This window comes from Buttiauxella warmboldiae (genome assembly GCF_003818135.1).
In the GTDB taxonomy this organism is placed as follows: domain Bacteria; phylum Pseudomonadota; class Gammaproteobacteria; order Enterobacterales; family Enterobacteriaceae; genus Buttiauxella; species Buttiauxella warmboldiae.
On record NZ_RPOH01000053.1, the window covers coordinates 1 to 18,313 of the forward strand.

Sequence of the window (18,313 nt, forward strand, 5' to 3'; positions counted from 1 at the left end):
AAGGGCGTCGCGTTAAGCCTGAGAAACGCATTACCGTTAGCGTTGCTGACGCGAGACAGTCTAGAGGGGGGAACATTTGTTTTCCCTCTCTCCCCGAGGGAGAGGACCGGGGTGAGGGCGCTCTGACTCCAAAAAACTACCCCGGCATGCCGGGGTAGTTTATACCGCAAACGCAGGTTTACTTAACAGCCATACCCGCTTGCGCGCCGCTATCCGGGCTTAACAGGAAGATATCTTTCCCGCCGGGGCCTGCGGCCATCACCATCCCTTCCGAGATGCCGAAGCGCATTTTACGCGGCGCCAGGTTTGCCACCATAATCGTCAGGCGGCCTTCCAGCGCTGCCGGATCGGGATAAGCGGAGCGGATACCGGAGAAGACGTTGCGTTTCTCACCGCCAAGATCCAGCGTCAGGCGCAGCAGCTTGTCAGAGCCTTCAACAAATTCCGCTTTCTCGATCAGCGCAACGCGCAGATCCACCTTCGCGAAATCATCAAACGCAATGGTTTCAGCAATCGGGTCATCCGCCAGCGGGCCGGTGGCCGGAGCGGCAGCCGCTTTCACTTCTTCTTTTGAGGCTTCCACCAGCGCTTCAACCTGTTTCATCTCAATGCGGTTATACAGCGCTTTGAAAGTATTGACTTTATGGCTGAGCAGCGGCTGCTGGATAGCATCCCATGTCAGTTCAGCGTTCAGGAACGCTTCAGCACGTTCAGCCAGCGTAGGCAGCACCGGTTTCAGCCAGGTCATCAGCACGCGGAACATATTGATGCCCATGGTGCAGATGCTTTGCAGGTCGGCGTCACGGCCTTCCTGCTTAGCGACAACCCACGGCGCCTGCTCGTCGACATAGCGGTTTGCCACATCGGCAAGGGCCATGATTTCACGCACCGCGCGGCCGAACTCACGGCTTTCCCACGCCTCGCCAATTGTCTGCGCCGCATCGGTAAAGGTTTTGTACAGCGCCGGGTCGGCAATTTCAGCAGACAGCTGGCCGTCAAAACGTTTGGCAATAAAGCCTGCGTTACGCGATGCCAGGTTAACCACTTTGTTGACGATATCGCTGTTCACGCGCTGCACGAAGTCTTCCAGGTTCAGGTCGATATCGTCGATACGTGAAGAGAGTTTCGCGGTGTAGTAGTAACGCAGGCTGTCGGCGTCGAAATGGTTCAACCAGGTGCTGGCTTTAATGAACGTGCCGCGAGATTTAGACATCTTCGCGCCGTTTACCGTCACGTAGCCATGAACGAACAGGTTGGTTGGCTTGCGGAAACCGCTGCCTTCGAGCATGGCAGGCCAGAACAGGCTGTGGAAGTAAACGATATCTTTACCGATGAAGTGGTACAGCTCGGCGGTGGAATCTTGCTTCCAGTATTCGTCAAAGCTTGTGGTGTCGCCGCGTTTGTCGCACAGGTTTTTGAATGAACCCATGTAGCCAATTGGCGCGTCCAGCCAGACGTAGAAATATTTGCCCGGCGCATCGGGAATTTCGAAGCCGAAATAAGGCGCATCGCGGGAGATATCCCACTGTTGCAGGCCAGATTCAAACCACTCCTGCATTTTGTTCGCCACTTGCTCTTGCAGCGCGCCAGAACGAGTCCAGGCCTGCAGCATTTCGCTAAATGACGGCAAATCAAAGAAGAAGTGCTCGGAATCACGCATCACCGGCGTTGCGCCAGAAACCACGGACTGCGGGTTAATCAGCTCGGTTGGGCTGTAGGTTGCGCTACACACTTCGCAGTTATCGCCGTATTGGTCCGGCGCTTTACATTTCGGGCAGGTGCCTTTCACGAAACGGTCCGGCAGGAACATGCCTTTTTCCGGGTCGAACAGCTGGGAAATGGTGCGGTTTTTAATAAAACCGTTCTCTTTCAGACGACCATAAATCAGCGACGCCAGCTCGCGGTTTTCATCGCTGTGCGTGGAGTGATAGTTATCATAGCTGATGTTAAAACCAGCAAAATCAGTCTGATGCTCCTGGCTCATTTCGGCAATCATCTGCTCGGGCGTAATGCCTAACTGCTGTGCTTTCAGCATGATAGGGGTACCGTGTGCATCGTCTGCGCAGATGAAGTTAACCATGTTGCCGCGCATTCGTTGGTAACGGACCCAGACATCAGCCTGAATGTGCTCCAGCATATGACCGAGGTGGATTGAGCCGTTAGCGTACGGCAGAGCGCACGTTACCAATAATTTTTTCGCGGTGTGAGCCATAGTAGAAATTGCATCTTCTTAAAGAGAAAAGGGCTTTGATGTTAACCGAAAGCCCGCCTCGCGGTAAACCACACATGGCAAACAAGGAAATTTTATCGCGCCAGGCGGCATCTGGTATGCTTAACAAACTGCAATGTCTGACCAAAAAACATAAGGAGCCGGGATGAATTCGCAATCCCCGTCAAATCGTTCCCCCGAGCAGCTGCGCGCGATGGTCGCCGGGACGCTGGCTAATTTTCAGCACCCCACGCTTAAACATAATCTGACCGCGTTAAAGGCCCTGCATCATGTCGCGATGCTGGATGAAACGCTGCATGTCGAACTGCTGATGCCGTTCGTCTGGCGCAGCGGTTTTGAAGCGCTGCAGGAGCAGTGCAGTTCTGATTTGCTGCGCATTACCGGGGCGAAAGCGGTGGACTGGAAGCTCAGCCACAATATCGCCACCTTAAAACGTGTGAAAAACCACCCTGGCATTAACGGGGTGAAGAACATTATTGCGGTGACTTCAGGTAAAGGCGGTGTGGGTAAATCAAGCACCGCGGTAAACCTGGCGCTGGCGCTAATTGCCGAAGGGGCGAAAGTCGGGATTCTGGATGCGGATATTTATGGCCCGTCGATCCCAACGATGCTGGGTGCGGAACACGAACGCCCAACGTCTCCCGACGGCACGCATATGACGCCAATCATGGCGCACGGTCTGGCGACCAATTCTATTGGATATCTGGTAACCGATGAAAATGCGATGGTATGGCGCGGCCCGATGGCCAGCAAAGCGCTGATGCAGATGCTGCAGGAAACTCTCTGGCCGGATCTCGATTATCTGGTGCTGGATATGCCGCCGGGCACCGGTGATATCCAACTTACCCTTGCGCAAAATATTCCAGTGACGGGCGCGGTGGTGGTGACTACGCCGCAGGATATAGCGCTGATTGATGCCCGCAAAGGTATCGTCATGTTTGAGAAAGTCGATGTGCCAGTGCTGGGGATCGTGGAAAACATGAGTATGCATATTTGCAGTAACTGCGGCCATCACGAGGCTATTTTCGGCACCGGCGGCGCGCAGAAACTGGCGGATCAGTATCACACCAAACTGCTGGGGCAGATGCCTCTGCACATTACGCTGCGCGAAGACCTCGATGCCGGTAAGCCAACGGTAATGAGCCGCCCGGAAAGCGAATTTACTGCGATGTATCGCGAGCTAGCGGGCAGCGTAGCCGCACAGCTTTACTGGGGCGGTGAAGTGATCCCTGCGGATATCGCGTTCAGAGCGCTTTGATTTAAAACACAGCTGCTCTCCCTGAAGGAGAAGCAGCAAACCAGACGGTTCCCTCTTCTGGGGGAGCTGTTTCTGCGGTGGGAAATCGTCAGCAACACTAGCGCTAACGCTTTTCTCAGGCTTAACGCGACGAACTTGTTCCCGGCCAGTCAATCACCGGCAAATCACTGCCAACATTGGCTGGATCTTGATACCAAAGCAAAAATTATTGAATCCCTTCAAAGAAAGTTAAGGCTTGTCAGTGTATGTTACGCGCCCATTAATCCTTAACGGCGGGCGCAATGTACGAATTTAACCTGGTATTACTGCTGCTCCAGCAGATGTGCGTCTACCTGGTTATCGCCTGGTTGATGAGTAAAACGCGGCTGTTTATCCCGCTGATGCAGGTCACGGTACGTTTACCGCACAAATTACTCTGCTACGTCACGTTTTCTATCTTCTGCATTATGGGCACCTATTTTGGCCTGCATATTGACGACTCTATCGCCAACACGCGCGCGATAGGCGCGGTGATGGGCGGTTTGCTCGGTGGGCCGTTAGTCGGCGGGCTGGTGGGGCTGACCGGCGGTTTGCATCGCTATTCCATGGGCGGCATGACCGCACTCAGTTGCATGGTTTCGACCATTGTCGAAGGCTTATTGGGCGGGCTATTACACCGTTTTCTGATTCGCCGCGGGCGCAGCGATTTGCTGTTTAACCCGCTGACCGCAGGCGGGATTACGCTGCTGGCCGAATTCTTCCAGATGGGGATTATTCTGCTGATTGCGCGCCCGTTTAGCGATGCGCTGAGTCTGGTAAAAAGTATTGCCGCGCCGATGATGGTGACCAATACCGTCGGTGCCGCGCTGTTTATGCGAATTCTGCTCGATAAGCGCGCAATGCTTGAGAAATACACCTCGGCATTTTCGGCCACTGCGCTAAAAGTGGCGGCCTCGACTGAAGGGATTTTGCGCCAGGGATTTAACCAGGAAAACAGCATGAAGGTGGCGCAGGTGCTGCATCAGGAGCTGGATATCGGGGCCGTGGCGATTACGGACCACGAAAAGCTACTGGCGTTTACCGGTATTGGTGCCGATCACCATCTGCCGGGCAGCCCGATTGCATCCGATTACACCTGGCAGGCGATTGAGCGTGGTGAAGTGGTGTATGCCGATGGTAACGAAATACCGTACCGCTGCTCGCTGCATCACAACTGCAAATTAGGCTCGACGCTGGTGATCCCCTTGTACGGCGAAAATAGCCGCGTGATTGGCACTATCAAACTGTACGAAGCGAAAAACCGCCTGTTCAGCTCCATTAACCGCACGCTGGGCGAAGGGATTGCGCAACTGTTATCGGCACAGATCCTTGCCGGGCAGTATGAACGGCAAAAGCAGATGCTGACGCAGTCAGAAATCAAGCTGCTGCATGCCCAGGTAAACCCGCATTTCTTGTTTAACGCGCTCAATACGCTGGTGGCAGTGATCCGCCGTGATAACGAACAGGCGTGCCAGCTGGTGCAATATCTCTCAACCTTCTTTCGCAAAAACTTAAAGCGCCCAAGCGAGATTGTGACCCTGGCCGATGAGATTGAACATGTGAATGCGTATCTGCAAATCGAGCAGGCACGGTTTCAATCGCGTTTGCGTGTGCAGCTGAATGTCCCGCAGGCGTTGGCGCAGGTGCGTTTACCGGCGTTCTCATTGCAGCCGATCGTCGAAAATGCCATTAAGCATGGCACTTCTCAGCTGCTTGGCGTGGGCGAAATCAGGGTAAGCGCCTGTCTGCTGGGGGAACATTTGCAGCTGTCTGTTGAAGACAACGCCGGTCTTTATCAGGAAAATCCATCGGCCAGCGGGCTGGGCATGAGCCTGGTAGATAAACGCCTGCGCGCCCGTTACGGCGACGAGTGCGGCATCAAAGTGGATTTTGAGCCAGACCGATTTACCCGCATCACCCTACGTTTACCTCTGGAGGAGACCCCGTGTTAAAAGTGCTGATTGTCGATGATGAACCGCTGGCGCGTGAGAATCTGCGGGTTATGCTGCAAAACGAGGCCGATCTCGAGATTGTCGGGGAGTGCGGTAATGCGGTCGAAGCAATTGGCGCAGTGCACCGGTTGCACCCGGACGTGGTGTTTCTGGATATCCAGATGCCACGCATTAGCGGGCTGGAAATGGCGAGCATGCTGGATCCGCAACAGCGCCCGTATATCGTGTTTCTCACCGCCTTTGACGAATACGCGGTGCAGGCGTTTGAAGAGCACGCCTTCGACTATTTACTCAAGCCAATAGATAGCCTACGGCTGGAAAAAACGCTCCATCGCCTGCGCCATGAGCGCGCCGAACAGGACATGACGCTGCTTGCGCCAAACCAGGAAGCGCTCAAATTTATTCCCTGTACCGGGCAAAGCCGCATCTATTTGCTGCAAATGGAAGAGGTGATGTTCGCCAGCAGCCGCATGAGCGGGGTTTACGTCACCAACGCGCAGGGGAGCGAAGGTTTTACCGAACTCACGCTGCGAACGCTCGAAAGCCGCACGCCGCTGATACGCTGCCATCGGCAATATCTGGTTAACATGGCACATCTCAAAGAGATCCGTTTTGAGGACGGCGGCCAGGCTGAGTTAATGCTGCGCGACGGGCAATCCGTTCCGGTGAGTCGCCGCTATCTTAAAAGCCTGAAAGAGGCGCTGGGGCTGAAAGCGGTGTAGTTTTTCTACCGATACTGACTTGTACTTGTACCATAAATTGCACAAGTGGGGTGGCCATGCAGGTTATTACATTTTCTGAAGCCCGTAATCGGCTTAAAACCGTTCTGGATGAGGTTGTTGATAATGCCGACATTACGGTTATTACGCGTCGGGATGCTGAAGATGCGCTGGTGATGTCACTGGATTACTACAATTCATTGATGGAAACCGTTCATTTACTCGGTTCCCCAGCGAATGCGATACGCCTGATGGAATCTATTGCGCAGGCACAGGCAGGCAAAATCTCACGCAGAGAGATTATCGATGAAGACGACGACCAGGTTGCTGGCATGGACCGACCACGCCTGGGATGATTATCTCTGGTGGCAGATACCGGATAAAAAACCTTAAAGCGGATTAACAAACTTATCGAAGACGCCCGTCGAAACCCTTTTGAAGGGCTGAGAAAGCCTGAACCGCTGCGTGAAAACCTGAGCGGTTTGTGGTCCCGGCGCATCAATGACGCCGATCGCGTGGTCTATAGCGTGAGCGACGAATACCTGACCATTTTTCAGTGCCGACTTCATTACTAAATCTGCGCGCGGGTGCAGAACGCTATATACTCCACGCTTGCAAAATACACCCGCTTTCAAGATTTAGAACGAGAGAAACACCACTATGATGAATAACGACGTATTACGCAGCGTGCGCTACATGCTGAACTTGGGCAATGACGATATGGTGAAAATCTTCGCCCTGACCGACACCGCCGTGACCGCCGAGCAAATTGTCAGCTGGACCAAAAAAGAAGAGGAAGAAAACTTCAAGCTTTGCCCGGATATTCTGATGGCAAACTTCCTTAACGGCTTGATTTACTTCAAGCGCGGCAAAGACGAAAGCAAGCCTGCACCAAAAATTGAACGCAAGATGACTAATAACATCATCCTGAAAAAACTGCGTATTGCGTTTGATTTGAAAACTGACGACGTGCTGGAAATTTTAACCAGCCAGGAATTCCGTATCTCAATGCCGGAAATCACCGCGATGATGCGTGCCCCTGAAAACAAGAATTTCCGCGAATGTGGCGACCAGTTCCTGCGCTACTTCCTGCGTGGTTTAACTTCTCGCGTACACGTCGCGAAGAAGTAAGGCTTTTGTTGGGCGGGTAGCCGAAGCATTACCCGCCAACTTTCCATTCAAACCGCTCACTCCCCATTTCTGACCGCTTATCTCGCGATTTGACCACTCACTAAAACTCCCGCTTATTGCACTCTCACCCCATGCCAGCATAGCGCTGAACTTTTTACCTTTGGCCTGGAGTGGGTTATGCAACACGCACTAACTTTTGTTATCGCGACCTTGTGTATTCTGACTATCTGCTATCGTCTTTACGGGGTGTTTTTCGTCCGTAAAGTTCTGAATGCGGATGACTCAGAAATCACACCGTCACATATTCTTGAGGACGGCAAAGACTACGTCCCGACGAAAAAATGGGTTAACTTCGGCAGCCACTTTGCCGCCATTGCCGCAGCAGGCCCGTTAGTGGGCCCGGTTCTGGCCGCGCAGTATGGTTATCTGCCGAGTTTCTTATGGCTGCTGATCGGCTGCGTGGTGGGCGGGGCGGTACACGATACCGTGGTGCTGTTCGCCTCGATGAAGCACCGGGGTAAGTCGCTCTCAGAAGTGGCAAAAGCGGAACTTGGTCCGGTGGCGGGCTGGTGTACTGGCCTGGCGATGCTGTTTATCATCACCATTACCATGGCGGGCCTATCGATGGTGGTGGTGCACGCGCTGGAACGTAACCCGTGGGGCACCTTTGCGGTGTTTATGACCATTCCGGTGGCGATTTGCGTAGGCCTCTGGGAGCGTTATACCGGCAGTATGCGCGGCGCGACCTGGGTTGGGATTATCGTTATCTTCGCCTGCGTCATCATCGGGCCGTATATTCAGGAGTCCTCTTTCGGTGAATGGCTGAGCCTGCGGGCCTCAACGGTAAGTCTGGTGCTGCCATTTTATGCCTTCTTTGCCACCGCCTTGCCGGTGTGGATGCTGTTGACGCCGCGCGGCTATCTTTCCAGCTTTATGAAAATCGGCGTGTTTGGCGCGCTGGTTATCGGCGTGGTGTTTATTAACCCGGAAATCCAGTTCCCGGCGGTGACGCAGTTTATTCACGGCAATGGCCCGGTACTGGCAGGCCCGGTCTGGCCGTTTATCTCTATCACCATCGCCTGTGGCGCGATTTCTGGTTTCCACGCGTTTATCGGCTCCGGCACCACGCCTAAGCAGATCGATAAATGGAATGATATTTTGCCGGTTGCCTTCGGCGCCATGCTGGCGGAGTGTGTGGTTGGCGTGATGGCATTGATTGCCGCGACCTCGTTGCATCCTGCGGATTACTTTGCCATTAACTCTTCGCCCGAGGTGTTTGCCGGTCTCGGCATGAGCGTAGTAAACCTGCCGCAGCTGAGCGAGTCTATCGGCCTGGATTTATACGGGCGTACAGGCGGGGCGGTGACGCTCGCAGTCGGCATGGCTGATATCTTCACGCGTATTCCATGGTTCAGCCACCTTGCCTCTTATTTCTTCCAGTTTGTGGTGATGTTTGAAGCGGTGTTTATCCTGACGGCGGTAGACTCAGGAACGCGGGTTGCACGTTACCTGCTGCAAGATTTCCTCGGTGATATCTGGCCGCCGCTCAAGCGCACCAACTGGATGCCTGGCGCGATTGGTTGCAGTATCGTGGCCTGCCTGCTGTGGGGCTACCTGCTGAACTCTGGCGATATCAACTCAGTGTGGGCGCTGTTTGGCGTCTCAAATCAGCTGATGGCATCGATTGGTCTGATGATTGGCGCGACGATTATTCTGCGCATGTCAGAAAAACGCTGGTACGTGCTGACCTGTCTGGTGCCGCTCTCTTATCTGTACGTCACGGTCAACTATGCCGCTTACTGGATGGTGAAAAACGTCTACTTCAACAGCGCGGCCAAAGGCTTCAACATCTTTAACGGGACTATCTCAATTGTGATGGTGGCGCTGGGGCTGGTGATTATGGTGGCGTCGATTCAACGCTGGTTCGTGCTGTGGCGCGCTCGTGGGAATGACGAGCCGATTGAATTGTTGTCTTAATGGGCTAAATACGCAAAGCCGGTCTTCCGTGACCGGTTTTCTATTACTGGAAAATAACAGAATTTGCGTGGTCGGCACGATACTGAATCTTCACGCGCTGGCCGTTAAGCGTGTATTCAGTATATGGATACACTTCTTCCCAGCCTGCAGCTTTAAGTTTGGCTTCTACCTGGCTGGTGGTTAAGTTCAGCAGATCTTTTTTCTGCAGTTTTTTTGCGCTGGTGCTGGCCGTGCTACTGACCTGCTGTAACGCGCCGTGTTTATGTGACGCGGACCATTCGCCCGTTGTTTCATTATCAATACGGGTAAAACTCAGGGTGTAGCCTGCGCCTTTCCACTCTGCGAAATCAGGGTTGTTAATGGTTTGGGTGGCTTTTTTGCCATTGATGGTGACCGCGTTTTGCTTCACTACCACTTTCACCTGGTTGCCTGCGTCTTTCCAGCTACCGTTGGATAAATCCAGCGCCATAGCTGCCGGAGATAAAACCAGACCGCCTACCAGCGCGGCAATAACTAGCTTAAATTTGCTCATCATTAACTCACTTATCAGTTAAAACTTCTTAATTATTACCTGACGGTAAAGTTTAAGAGGTGGAAAGTATTTTTGTGGCGAGATAATGCTGCCGGACGCCGATGCTGATATTGATTTATATCAAATTGGTGACTATGTGTCGGGGTAATTATTCCTAATCATTATCTGTGCGAACGGGCTGCGGCAGCTTGTGCGATTTAGCAGGCCGCTACCCGCTGCGACAGGTTGTGGCCCTGGGTTTACTCTTTGGCCGCAGTTTTATCCCCTGGCTGTTCAAGAACCATCGTCTGCGTCTGACTGAGGCTGATTTCCTCAGCGCGCAGCATTTTGAGAATTTCATACAGCAGATCGCTGCGCGTTGAGCTAACCACGCGCGGGCTATTCACATAGCCGGTGACGCTCAGCACAATTCCGGTAGGCCCCAGTTCCTTAAAGCTGACCGAGGGCTCCGGATTTTCCAGAATCGACTCATGCAGCTGATAGGCTTCGAGCAGCAAATTGCGTACCTGTTCCGGGTCGATATCCAGCGGGAAGGTGAGCGTAATTGTCGCCACGCCCTGCGCATTGCCCATGGTCGCATTACGCACGTTCTGGGAAATAAGCTGCGAATTGGGCACGATTACCGTGGATTTGTCTCCCAGCTGAATCTCGGTGGCACGGACGTTGATGCGGCGGATATCGCCTTCCACGCCGCTGATACTGACCAGATCGCCCACTTTTACCGGGCGCTCGGTGAGCAGAATCAGGCCGGAGATAAAGTTTTTCACAATCTCCTGTAGGCCAAAACCAATCCCCACCGACAGGGCGCTGACTATCCATGCCAGCTTGTTCCACTCAATGCCCAGCATCGACAGCGTCAGCATGATAATCAACACGTAGCCGACGTTGGTAAACAGCGTCACCAGCGAGGCGCGCAGCCCGCGATCCATATTGGTTTTTGGCAGGAAATCGTTATCCAGCCAGCGGCGCGTAGAGCGCAGCACGTACCAGCCTACCACCAGGCACAGCACCGCATTGAGCGCATGAGCCGGGATAATATTCATCCCTTCCAGCCCTTTCCCGCCCCACATATCGGCGATCCTGGCCAGCAACTCCATTGGCGTCGTGGTGCCGAAGGTGCCGTTAAGTAAGGCGACGGCCGCCATCACCAGCAGCGAAGTTTTACCCAGCGCGGAGAACAGCGTCGCCGCAAGCGACAGATGGCGATCGTTCAGGCTGAGCGTGCTTTTAAGGATTTTCCCGCTGTGCGTTGAGGGGGAGAAGACGGTTTCACACAGATCTACCACGAAGTGAATCAGCAGATACAGGCTACAAATCACCAGGCCAATCCACAGCAGTTCGAAGGTGACGAAACGGGCTAATGGAATATAGCCAATCAGCAACGCCAGCAGGATAACGAACGCGGTGAGGCTGATAAGCAGATGGATAAGCCCTGCCACCGTTGAGCGAGCCTCGGTCTGCTCGCCTTCGGCGCGCATTTGTCGGCGCAGGCGGTTAACGCGAATCGGTGCAATCAGGCAGTTCAGCGCCACCAGCAGAGCCGAAAGACCGTTGCCAAATAACGTGGCGTCAATACTGGCGCCAACCAGCGCGTTTAGCTGCTCGATAATGCCGAAGATAAAGATGAAGGTTGCCAGCAAAATCGGGAATGAAGAGAGCGTCTTCGCCAGCGGATCGGCAATGCCCGGCAGGCGCCAGGAGGGGTGCCTGTTTGATAACAGCGCGATACCAAGCCCGGCGATCAGCGCCGAGAAATAGGTCAGCTCAACCAGCTGTTCGGCGAATTCATTGATCCATTGCGAGGTTTCGGGCAGGCGCGTGAAAATATAGCACAGCAGCTGCATACTGATACCCAGCGTCAGCGTGGTGCTTAACGTGGTGAAGCAGGCAAGGAAACTGCGGCGAAAACGCCCTTGCGGCAGCCAGCGGGGTAAAACCCAGTTCATTGGGCTATCAAGGCCTCTGCGGCCAAACAGCCCGATTCCCAGAGCTAACAGCAAATAGATGCCGGTGCCCAGGCGCCATTCTTCGCTCCACGCTTGATCCCATGCCTCGCCAACTTGTGTGCCAAAATCACCAAACCGAGCGGCGTCTTTATCACTGGGTTCTATGACTGGCGACCAGAATTTCTTGCCGAGAATACTGCCGGTATTCAGGGCAATCTGGGTTTTCAGCGCATCACGCCGCAGGCCAGAAATCTGTGCCGAAAGGTTTTGCGCTCCTACGGCAATAGCTTTGGTTTGCTCAATCTGCGTGGTGAGCAAGGTTTTACTGTTATTGAGCTGCTTGCGCTGGCTGATAACCTGCGGCGTTTCTGCCAGCGCGCCAGGCGCCGGGGCAGGGCCGAGCACGTCCAGCTGCGCCTGAAGCTGGGCGAGTTGCGGAGCCAGCGCCACGGCAAGTGTGTCGGCTTCCGCCACCAGTTTTTGCGAATCGTCATTCAGGATGGTGAATTGCTTATCGCTTTTGGCGGTGGAAACTCGCTGTTTAAGTGAATCCAGCCGCTTCTGCAGCGCGGGTATGGCGGTGCTGGCATTGACCTTAACAGGTTCTTCGCTGGCCGATTGCCCCGTGGATTCATCCGCCTGCGAGAGCAATGGAGTCATCATCAGGCAGGATAATAACGCCAGCAGCAGCGGCATTCGTAGAGTTTTACGTAGCGTACGCATAGAAAGAGATTTCCGGGATAGCGAAAAAAGAGACGTTGCAGACAATCGGCTAAGGATACCTGTAATTCGCCGGAAACCAACCAGGGTTAGTCTGTTTATGTTACTTAAATGTTTCTAACGCGGGTTGAGGCCTGGCGCTGGCAATCTGCCAGGACTCGGCAGGTAACTAAAGCTTACAGGCATACATGAAAAACCTCCGGCATAGCCGGAGGATATTTTTACCATGTCGCTGCGATCTTCCCGGTCTCCTGACCGGAGGGCGAAGTTATCCCTGCGTATGCAGAATTACATCTCGTTTGAGCATGACTCGCAGCACGATAAAGTAGACCACGCCTACCGCCAGCCAGCTCAGCCCCAGTGCTTTTGCCTGCCAATCCATCTCATAGATAACAAAGGAGATAATGCATAAACCAATCAGTGGGAACAGCAAATGCAGGATAAAGTTACGGGACTTCTGCCGGATGCAGTAGTGATTGATAACCGCGATATGCAGCACCAGGAACCCCATCAGCGCACCGAAGTTCACCAGCCGGCTCAGGGTATCAATATCACCGTTGAAGTAGAGTCCGGATAACAGGGAAATCGCGGCCACAGCGAGCGTGCTGACATAAGGCGTTTTTAAACGCGGATGCACTTTCGCCAGCAGCTTCGGCAACTGTTTGTCACGCGCCATGGCGAACAAAATGCGTGATACCGCAGCCTGCGCCACCAGAGCATTGGCAATGCCCCACGAGATCACTGTTGACCACATAGTGACATACTTCAGCCAGTTGCCACCGGCAAGGTTTGCCGTGTCATAAAACGCCGCATCCAGACTTGTGAAGGTCATTCCCTGGGCGAGGTCGGCAGCAATCCAGGTTTGCAGGATAAACAGCGTACCGACCAGCAGCAATGCCCCAAGTGAAGCTTTACCAACGGTATCCACTCCACCTTTGGTCTCTTCGGAGAGCGTTGAGATACCATCGAATCCGAGGAAAGAGAGCACCGCAATCGACACCGCTCCCATGACCAATGGCAGGCTAAACTTATCGGCGTTGTACAGCGGCGTGAGCGTTAGCTCACCGGCACCTTCACCGGAGTAAAGCGCAATCAACCCCAGCACTACAAACACCGTCAGGACCACGATTTCCGCCAGCAGGATGGTGTTGTTCGCTTTTGCCGTAAAGCTGATGCCCCGCAGGTTAATCAAGCTGTTGATGGTGATAAAACCGGTGAGCCACACCCAACCCGGCACGCCTGGCAACATTGGCGCTAATGCTGCCGCACTGACGATATAGAGCAACGAAGGCACCAGGATGTAATCGAGCAAAATCAGCCAGCCGGCAAAGAAGCCGACAATCGGATGAATACCACGTTGCGCGTAAGCATAAACAGAGCCGGAAACCGGGAAGGCTCGCGACATTGACCAGTAGCTCATCGCGGTAAAGAACATTGCCACCATACCAATAAGGTAAGCCAGCGCAACCATACCTTGTGCACCATCCCAGACATAGCCAAAGACGCCGAATGGCGCGATGGGGACCATAAAAATCATGCCGTAGACCAGCAAATCTTTAAAGGTCAGTGCGCGATCCAACTCCTGCTTATAACCAAATTGTTCGACCGTCATCAGAGCTCTCCTGCAATGCACAAGGAAAGTTGGGCGGCAACCGCCTTCGGCAACGCGTAACGACAGGTCTTCAACGGATCAACAACCTGGCAGATTTGCAGATCGCCGGCAATGCTGAGTAAGTTAATCGCTTCGGCGAGGGAGAGGCTGGTGTTATCGGTAATAAAGTGCGCCATATTGCGTGTCGCAAGGCTTGCTGCTTCATCTAAAGTCACTGCTGAAGCCAGGGTAAAGATAGCCTCATCGTTTTCCAGCATTGGCAGGGGCAATTTACGGTTCTTATGCAGATAAAGCTCAACCACCACCTCACCTGGGACCTCGAGACCGCAGACTGAAACTTCGCCATCGCCCATTGCAGCATGAAGATCGCCCAGCGCGAAGAGCGCCCCGGGGACGTTAACCGGCAACCATAAGGTGCTGTTTTCGGCGATTTCTTTGCAGTCCATATTGCCGCCGTGGCTGTCAGGGGTACCACAAGAGATGGCTTCACCTGCAGGCGCGACGCCAATCACGCCAATCATCGGCTTGAGCGCCACCTGAACATTACCCGGCAGTAGCGCTTTGCCATTTTCCAGCGGGACCAGCGTAACTATGGCCCGCTGTAATTCATTACCTATCACTCCGAGATTAGGGGCGGTGACCATTACGGCATGGTCGCCTTTTGGCGTAATGCGTTTAATTTTTACCTGCAAAACATCGCCAGGCTCGGCATTTTCAACGAACACCGGCCCACTGGCGGGATTGATGCGTTGCCAGTCCAGCTCATTGAAAGGGGTCTGCGCTGAAGTGATTTGGTCTGAAAAACAGTCGCAAGTTTCAAAAAGGATTTCGCTACCACTTTTTACCGTTGCAACAGGAGGATTTTCACGCGACATGGCGTAAATCACCTGTTGATTAGAGATCTTAATCATTGTTATACCTTGCTTATTTGTTGATGTTGCTTATGTTTTTATAATTGTCATCTTCTCTGAGCAGAGAAGTGCACTTCCTTATTATCAGGAGTTATTTTAGAAGGCAAGTCACCGGGACTCTGAGCACGCATATGATCCAGCCATAATCATGAATACCGGCTGCATATTCTGGCAAACGACAGATTTCACTGAGACAGTAGCCAAAGGTGTACGCCAGAGCGAATGGCGTTATTCACTTTGGGGCGAATGTTTAGCGATAAAGTGATTTGAAAAATTCGCCAGATGATTTGCAGTGAGCTTTCTGACGTTTTGAGAGAGTGCAACTGTAACGCGAACTATAACCTTGTATCTGGGGAGCCTCGCTGGCATATTGTTCACAACATCGATTAACAAGATGTTAATCGTAACTATTTGATTTTGATTTAAATGACTCGGGGTGCCCTTCCACGTGAAGGCTGAGAAATACCCGTACCACCTGATCTGGATAATGCCAGCGTAGGGAAGTCAGATGCCTGCCAGGACATCCCTTCTTCACGCCGGGCAGGAGCTTTCAAAATGCAACCTGACCTGCTACCCGGCCATCGCGCCGCGTCGGTTTTAAACGAATTACGCAACGCTTCCCCTTTGGTTCACTGCATGACTAATGCGGTGGTGCAGAGTTTTACCGCCAATGTTCTGCTCGCCATTGGTGCTGCGCCTGCCATGGTGATTGAACCTGAAGAAGCCGCGCAATTTGCTCCCCTCGCCAGCTCCGTGCTTATCAATATTGGAACGCTTACCGCAGACAGTCGCCGCGCGATGCTTGCCGCCATTGATGCGGCAAATAAAGCTTCTACTCCCTGGGTGCTCGATCCGGTTGCCGTAGGCGGCCTGACATTCCGTACGCAATTTGCGCGTTTAGCGCTTGAACTACAGCCTGCGGCGATCCGCGGCAACGCCTCTGAAATCCTGGCGCTTGCGGGTGAACAAGGGGGTGGACGAGGCGTAGACAGTACCGATGAGGCGCTTTGCGCATTACCCGCAGCGCAGAAACTTGCGCAGCTTAGCGGCGCGATTGTCGCGGTTACTGGAGAGGAAGACTACATCACCGACGGGGAAAATACCTGGCGCGTGCCCGGCGGTGGCGCGTTAATGACGCGTGTGGTTGGCACCGGTTGCGCACTTTCTGCGGTGGTTGCCGCCTGTTGTTCTCTACCTGGTTCGCGGTTAGATAGCGTTGCGGCCGCCTGCCAGCTGATGAAAACGGCCGGCGGGCTGGCTATCGCCGCATGCCGTGGGCCAGGCAGTTTCACTCCTGCCTTTCTTGATGCGCTGTATGGGCTCAGGGCGGAGGATTTAACATGAAAGGCTTAAAACGTATTAACGCCTTAACCATTGCCGGAACCGATCCGAGTGGCGGCGCGGGTATTCAAGCCGATCTTAAAACGTTTTCAGCTCTGGGGGCGTACGGCACAAGCGTGATTACCGCGCTGGTGGCTCAGAATACGCGGGGCGTGCAGTCGGTTTATCGTATTGAACCCGAGTTTGTTGCCGCCCAGCTTGACTCGGTGCTCAGCGATGTCCGTATCGACACCATTAAAATCGGTATGCTGGCGCAAACCGATATCGTTGAAGCCGTAGCCGAGCGGCTGGCATTTTATCAGGCACAAAACGTGGTGCTCGATACCGTGATGCTGGCGAAAAGCGGCGATCCGCTGCTTGCGCCTTCAGCCGTAGAGAGTTTACGTCGGCGGCTGTTGCCACAGGTGGCACTGATTACCCCCAATCTTCCTGAAGCGGCAGCATTGCTGGATGCGCCCCATGCCCGCAATGAGCGTGAAATGAAGGAGCAAGGGGAAGCACTGTTGGCTATGGGATGCGCAGCGGTGCTGATAAAAGGCGGCCATCTTGATGAGGCCGAAAGCCCGGACTGGCTGTTTACACACGACGGCGCGCAACGTTTCACCGCACCGCGCGTGCAAACGCGCCATACGCATGGAACGGGCTGCACATTATCTGCCGCGCTTGCGGCGCTTTATCCACGCTATAACCACTGGCCGCAAACTGTTCTGGCTGCGAAAAGCTGGCTGTCACAGGCGTTGGCGCACGCGGACTCCCTGCAAGTGGGAAGCGGTATCGGGCCGGTGCACCATTTTCACGAGTGGTGGTAATAAGTTGACATCCTCCCCGCCCTGAAGGACGGGGATATAAGGCACACTGGGTAAATACGCGCCTGCATAGCCATCGCGCTTGTTAACCCAGCAGCGGGCAGTTTGGCGGCAGGCGGCAGCTCAGCGCATTGGGGTGGATATCAATGCGGAATTTCTGGCTGGTCAGCGGCTCGCCGTCAAGGTTAAAAGTAATCTCGTGCGGGGCGGTGATTTCAAACCAGGAGGAGCGCCCGTCAATGATATTTGGGTTGTCATCCGGTTGCGTCAGGGTTTTAAAAATCGCCGGGAGCAGCTCTTCGCCGGTAAAAATACGCAGCTCTAAAAGCCCATCGTTAATCAGCGCCTGCGGGCAAAGCTCCTGCCCGCCGCCCGCCTGGCGGCCATTGCCGATACCTATCACCAGCGCGTCGCCTTGCCACGCAAAACCTTCGCCACGAATTTCACAGCGGTCAGGTTTAAGCGTATCGAGGCGAATCAGGCCGTGTACAAAATAGGCGATACCGCCGAGCGCCGCTTTCAGCTTTTCCGGCGTTTCGGTAGTGATTCGCGTACCAAAGCCGCCGGTTGCCATATTAATAAACCAGGCTGCTTCATTGACCTGCACCAGGTCGATGGCTACGCCTTTGCCGATAATCGCCAGCTGTAGCGCTTTATCGAGTTCCTGAGGGATGCCGATGCTGGTGGCAAAATCGTTGGCGGTGCCAAGCGGCAGGATCCCCAGCACCGGGCGATGCTCCGGGGCCAGCTGCGCCAGCGCGGTGGCGACTTCGTTTATCGTACCGTCACCGCCGCCCGCCACTACGGTTGCGGCCCCGATGCGCGACGCCTCTTCCACATAACGAATAGCATCACCTTTTTCCCAGGTAACGCGGATATGTAACCTGTATCCTTCATCACGCATCACGTTGACCGCGCTGCGCAAAATATCGTTATCGGCACCTTTGCCGTTCAGGATGACGAACGTTACCGGAAACTGCTCCATGGCATACCTCAGGAAATGTAGTGGAGTTCAGAGTGTATCGTAAGTCCGGGATTTGCGGGTAACAACAAGCTGAGTCTGAGGGGGATGAGCAAAAAAGAAGGCCTGCGAAAGGGAGATTTCACAGGCCAATGAGGTGGTTCCTGGTACAGCTAGCATTTATGGGTTATGTTTTTCA

14 protein-coding genes, 1 pseudogene and 1 riboswitch are annotated in these 18,313 nt (G+C 53.9%); of the genes and pseudogenes, 9 read left to right on the forward strand and 6 right to left on the reverse strand.

Annotation, left to right across the window (positions count from 1 at the left end; genetic code table 11):
- Positions 1 to 178: 178 nt before the first annotated feature.
- A complete protein-coding gene (gene metG, locus EHN07_RS12945) occupies positions 179 to 2,212 on the reverse strand; it encodes a methionine--tRNA ligase (protein WP_124024551.1) in 2,034 nt (677 codons plus the stop codon).
- A 163-nt stretch (positions 2,213 to 2,375) separates the two neighbouring features.
- On the opposite strand from metG, the gene apbC reads away from it, so the two are divergent.
- The 7 genes and pseudogenes from apbC to EHN07_RS12980 all read left to right on the forward strand — a co-directional run bounded on the left by apbC (position 2,376) and on the right by EHN07_RS12980 (position 9,285).
- Positions 2,376 to 3,488, forward strand: a complete 1,113-nt coding sequence (apbC, locus tag EHN07_RS12950) for an iron-sulfur cluster carrier protein ApbC (protein WP_124024552.1) — start codon at positions 2,376 to 2,378, stop codon at positions 3,486 to 3,488.
- Positions 3,489 to 3,769: 281 nt separating this feature from the next.
- Entirely contained in the window at positions 3,770 to 5,458 is a 1,689-nt protein-coding gene (locus EHN07_RS12955; RefSeq protein WP_124024553.1) for a sensor histidine kinase, read from the forward strand.
- Entirely contained in the window at positions 5,452 to 6,180 is a 729-nt protein-coding gene (gene btsR / locus EHN07_RS12960) for a two-component system response regulator BtsR (RefSeq protein WP_124024554.1), read from the forward strand. Before EHN07_RS12955 ends, btsR begins: the two co-directional genes overlap by 7 nt.
- 56 nt (positions 6,181 to 6,236) lie before the next feature.
- A complete protein-coding gene (locus EHN07_RS12965; protein ID WP_124024555.1) occupies positions 6,237 to 6,533 on the forward strand; it encodes a type II toxin-antitoxin system Phd/YefM family antitoxin in 297 nt (98 codons plus the stop codon).
- Positions 6,484 to 6,752, forward strand: a pseudogene (locus tag EHN07_RS12970) (Txe/YoeB family addiction module toxin). The gene EHN07_RS12965 and the pseudogene EHN07_RS12970 overlap by 50 nt, the downstream one beginning before the upstream one ends.
- Before the next feature lie 85 nt (positions 6,753 to 6,837).
- Positions 6,838 to 7,308 carry a YehS family protein gene (locus tag EHN07_RS12975; protein ID WP_124024556.1) on the forward strand — a complete coding sequence of 157 codons (471 nt, stop codon included), beginning with the start codon at positions 6,838 to 6,840 and terminating at the stop codon, positions 7,306 to 7,308.
- A gap of 177 nt (positions 7,309 to 7,485) precedes the next feature.
- Entirely contained in the window at positions 7,486 to 9,285 is a 1,800-nt protein-coding gene (locus EHN07_RS12980; RefSeq protein WP_124024557.1) for a carbon starvation CstA family protein, read from the forward strand.
- Between the two features lie 43 nt (positions 9,286 to 9,328).
- Here EHN07_RS12980 and EHN07_RS12985 read toward each other — a convergent pair whose 3' ends face one another.
- The 4 genes from EHN07_RS12985 to EHN07_RS13000 all read right to left on the reverse strand — a co-directional run bounded on the left by EHN07_RS12985 (position 9,329) and on the right by EHN07_RS13000 (position 15,006).
- On the reverse strand, positions 9,329 to 9,820 hold the full coding sequence (locus EHN07_RS12985; protein ID WP_124024558.1) for a hypothetical protein: 492 nt from the start codon (positions 9,818 to 9,820) through the stop codon (positions 9,329 to 9,331).
- A gap of 236 nt (positions 9,821 to 10,056) precedes the next feature.
- On the reverse strand, positions 10,057 to 12,486 hold the full coding sequence (locus EHN07_RS12990; protein ID WP_124024559.1) for a DUF3772 domain-containing protein: 2,430 nt from the start codon (positions 12,484 to 12,486) through the stop codon (positions 10,057 to 10,059).
- Between the two features lie 265 nt (positions 12,487 to 12,751).
- Positions 12,752 to 14,095 carry an APC family permease gene (locus tag EHN07_RS12995; RefSeq protein ID WP_124024560.1) on the reverse strand — a complete coding sequence of 448 codons (1,344 nt, stop codon included), beginning with the start codon at positions 14,093 to 14,095 and terminating at the stop codon, positions 12,752 to 12,754.
- On the reverse strand, positions 14,095 to 15,006 hold the full coding sequence (locus tag EHN07_RS13000; protein WP_244202397.1) for an acetamidase/formamidase family protein: 912 nt from the start codon (positions 15,004 to 15,006) through the stop codon (positions 14,095 to 14,097). The genes EHN07_RS12995 and EHN07_RS13000 overlap by 1 nt, the downstream gene beginning before the upstream one ends.
- A 422-nt stretch (positions 15,007 to 15,428) precedes the next feature.
- Positions 15,429 to 15,525, forward strand: a riboswitch (TPP riboswitch).
- Between the two features lie 36 nt (positions 15,526 to 15,561).
- On the opposite strand from EHN07_RS13000, the gene thiM reads away from it, so the two are divergent.
- Positions 15,562 to 16,350 (forward strand): hydroxyethylthiazole kinase, encoded by a 789-nt coding sequence (gene thiM, locus EHN07_RS13005; RefSeq protein ID WP_124024561.1) that lies wholly within the window; start codon positions 15,562 to 15,564, stop codon positions 16,348 to 16,350.
- Positions 16,347 to 17,156: a bifunctional hydroxymethylpyrimidine kinase/phosphomethylpyrimidine kinase gene (gene thiD / locus EHN07_RS13010; protein ID WP_124024562.1), complete on the forward strand. Its 810-nt coding sequence runs from the start codon at positions 16,347 to 16,349 to the stop codon at positions 17,154 to 17,156. The genes thiM and thiD overlap by 4 nt, the downstream gene beginning before the upstream one ends.
- An 82-nt stretch (positions 17,157 to 17,238) precedes the next feature.
- Here thiD and yegS read toward each other — a convergent pair whose 3' ends face one another.
- Positions 17,239 to 18,138, reverse strand: coding sequence for a lipid kinase YegS (yegS, locus tag EHN07_RS13015; protein WP_124024563.1), 900 nt, complete (start codon positions 18,136 to 18,138; stop codon positions 17,239 to 17,241).
- Between the last annotated feature and the right edge of the window lie 175 nt (positions 18,139 to 18,313).

What these genes read in the sequence shown, in the direction of transcription:
- metG (WP_124024551.1), bottom strand. Translation starts at nt 2,212, where the DNA reads ATGGCTCACACCGCGAAAAAATTATTGGTAACGTGCGCTCTGCCGTAC.
- apbC (WP_124024552.1), top strand. Translation starts at nt 2,376, where the DNA reads ATGAATTCGCAATCCCCGTCAAATCGTTCCCCCGAGCAGCTGCGCGCG.
- EHN07_RS12955 (WP_124024553.1), top strand. Translation starts at nt 3,770, where the DNA reads ATGTACGAATTTAACCTGGTATTACTGCTGCTCCAGCAGATGTGCGTC.
- EHN07_RS12965 (WP_124024555.1), top strand. Translation starts at nt 6,237, where the DNA reads ATGCAGGTTATTACATTTTCTGAAGCCCGTAATCGGCTTAAAACCGTT.
- EHN07_RS12975 (WP_124024556.1), top strand. Translation starts at nt 6,838, where the DNA reads ATGATGAATAACGACGTATTACGCAGCGTGCGCTACATGCTGAACTTG.
- EHN07_RS12980 (WP_124024557.1), top strand. Translation starts at nt 7,486, where the DNA reads ATGCAACACGCACTAACTTTTGTTATCGCGACCTTGTGTATTCTGACT.
- EHN07_RS12985 (WP_124024558.1), bottom strand. Translation starts at nt 9,820, where the DNA reads ATGATGAGCAAATTTAAGCTAGTTATTGCCGCGCTGGTAGGCGGTCTG.
- EHN07_RS12990 (WP_124024559.1), bottom strand. Translation starts at nt 12,486, where the DNA reads ATGCGTACGCTACGTAAAACTCTACGAATGCCGCTGCTGCTGGCGTTA.
- EHN07_RS12995 (WP_124024560.1), bottom strand. Translation starts at nt 14,095, where the DNA reads ATGACGGTCGAACAATTTGGTTATAAGCAGGAGTTGGATCGCGCACTG.
- EHN07_RS13000 (WP_244202397.1), bottom strand. Translation starts at nt 15,006, where the DNA reads ATGATTAAGATCTCTAATCAACAGGTGATTTACGCCATGTCGCGTGAA.
- thiM (WP_124024561.1), top strand. Translation starts at nt 15,562, where the DNA reads ATGCAACCTGACCTGCTACCCGGCCATCGCGCCGCGTCGGTTTTAAAC.
- thiD (WP_124024562.1), top strand. Translation starts at nt 16,347, where the DNA reads ATGAAAGGCTTAAAACGTATTAACGCCTTAACCATTGCCGGAACCGAT.
- yegS (WP_124024563.1), bottom strand. Translation starts at nt 18,138, where the DNA reads ATGGAGCAGTTTCCGGTAACGTTCGTCATCCTGAACGGCAAAGGTGCC.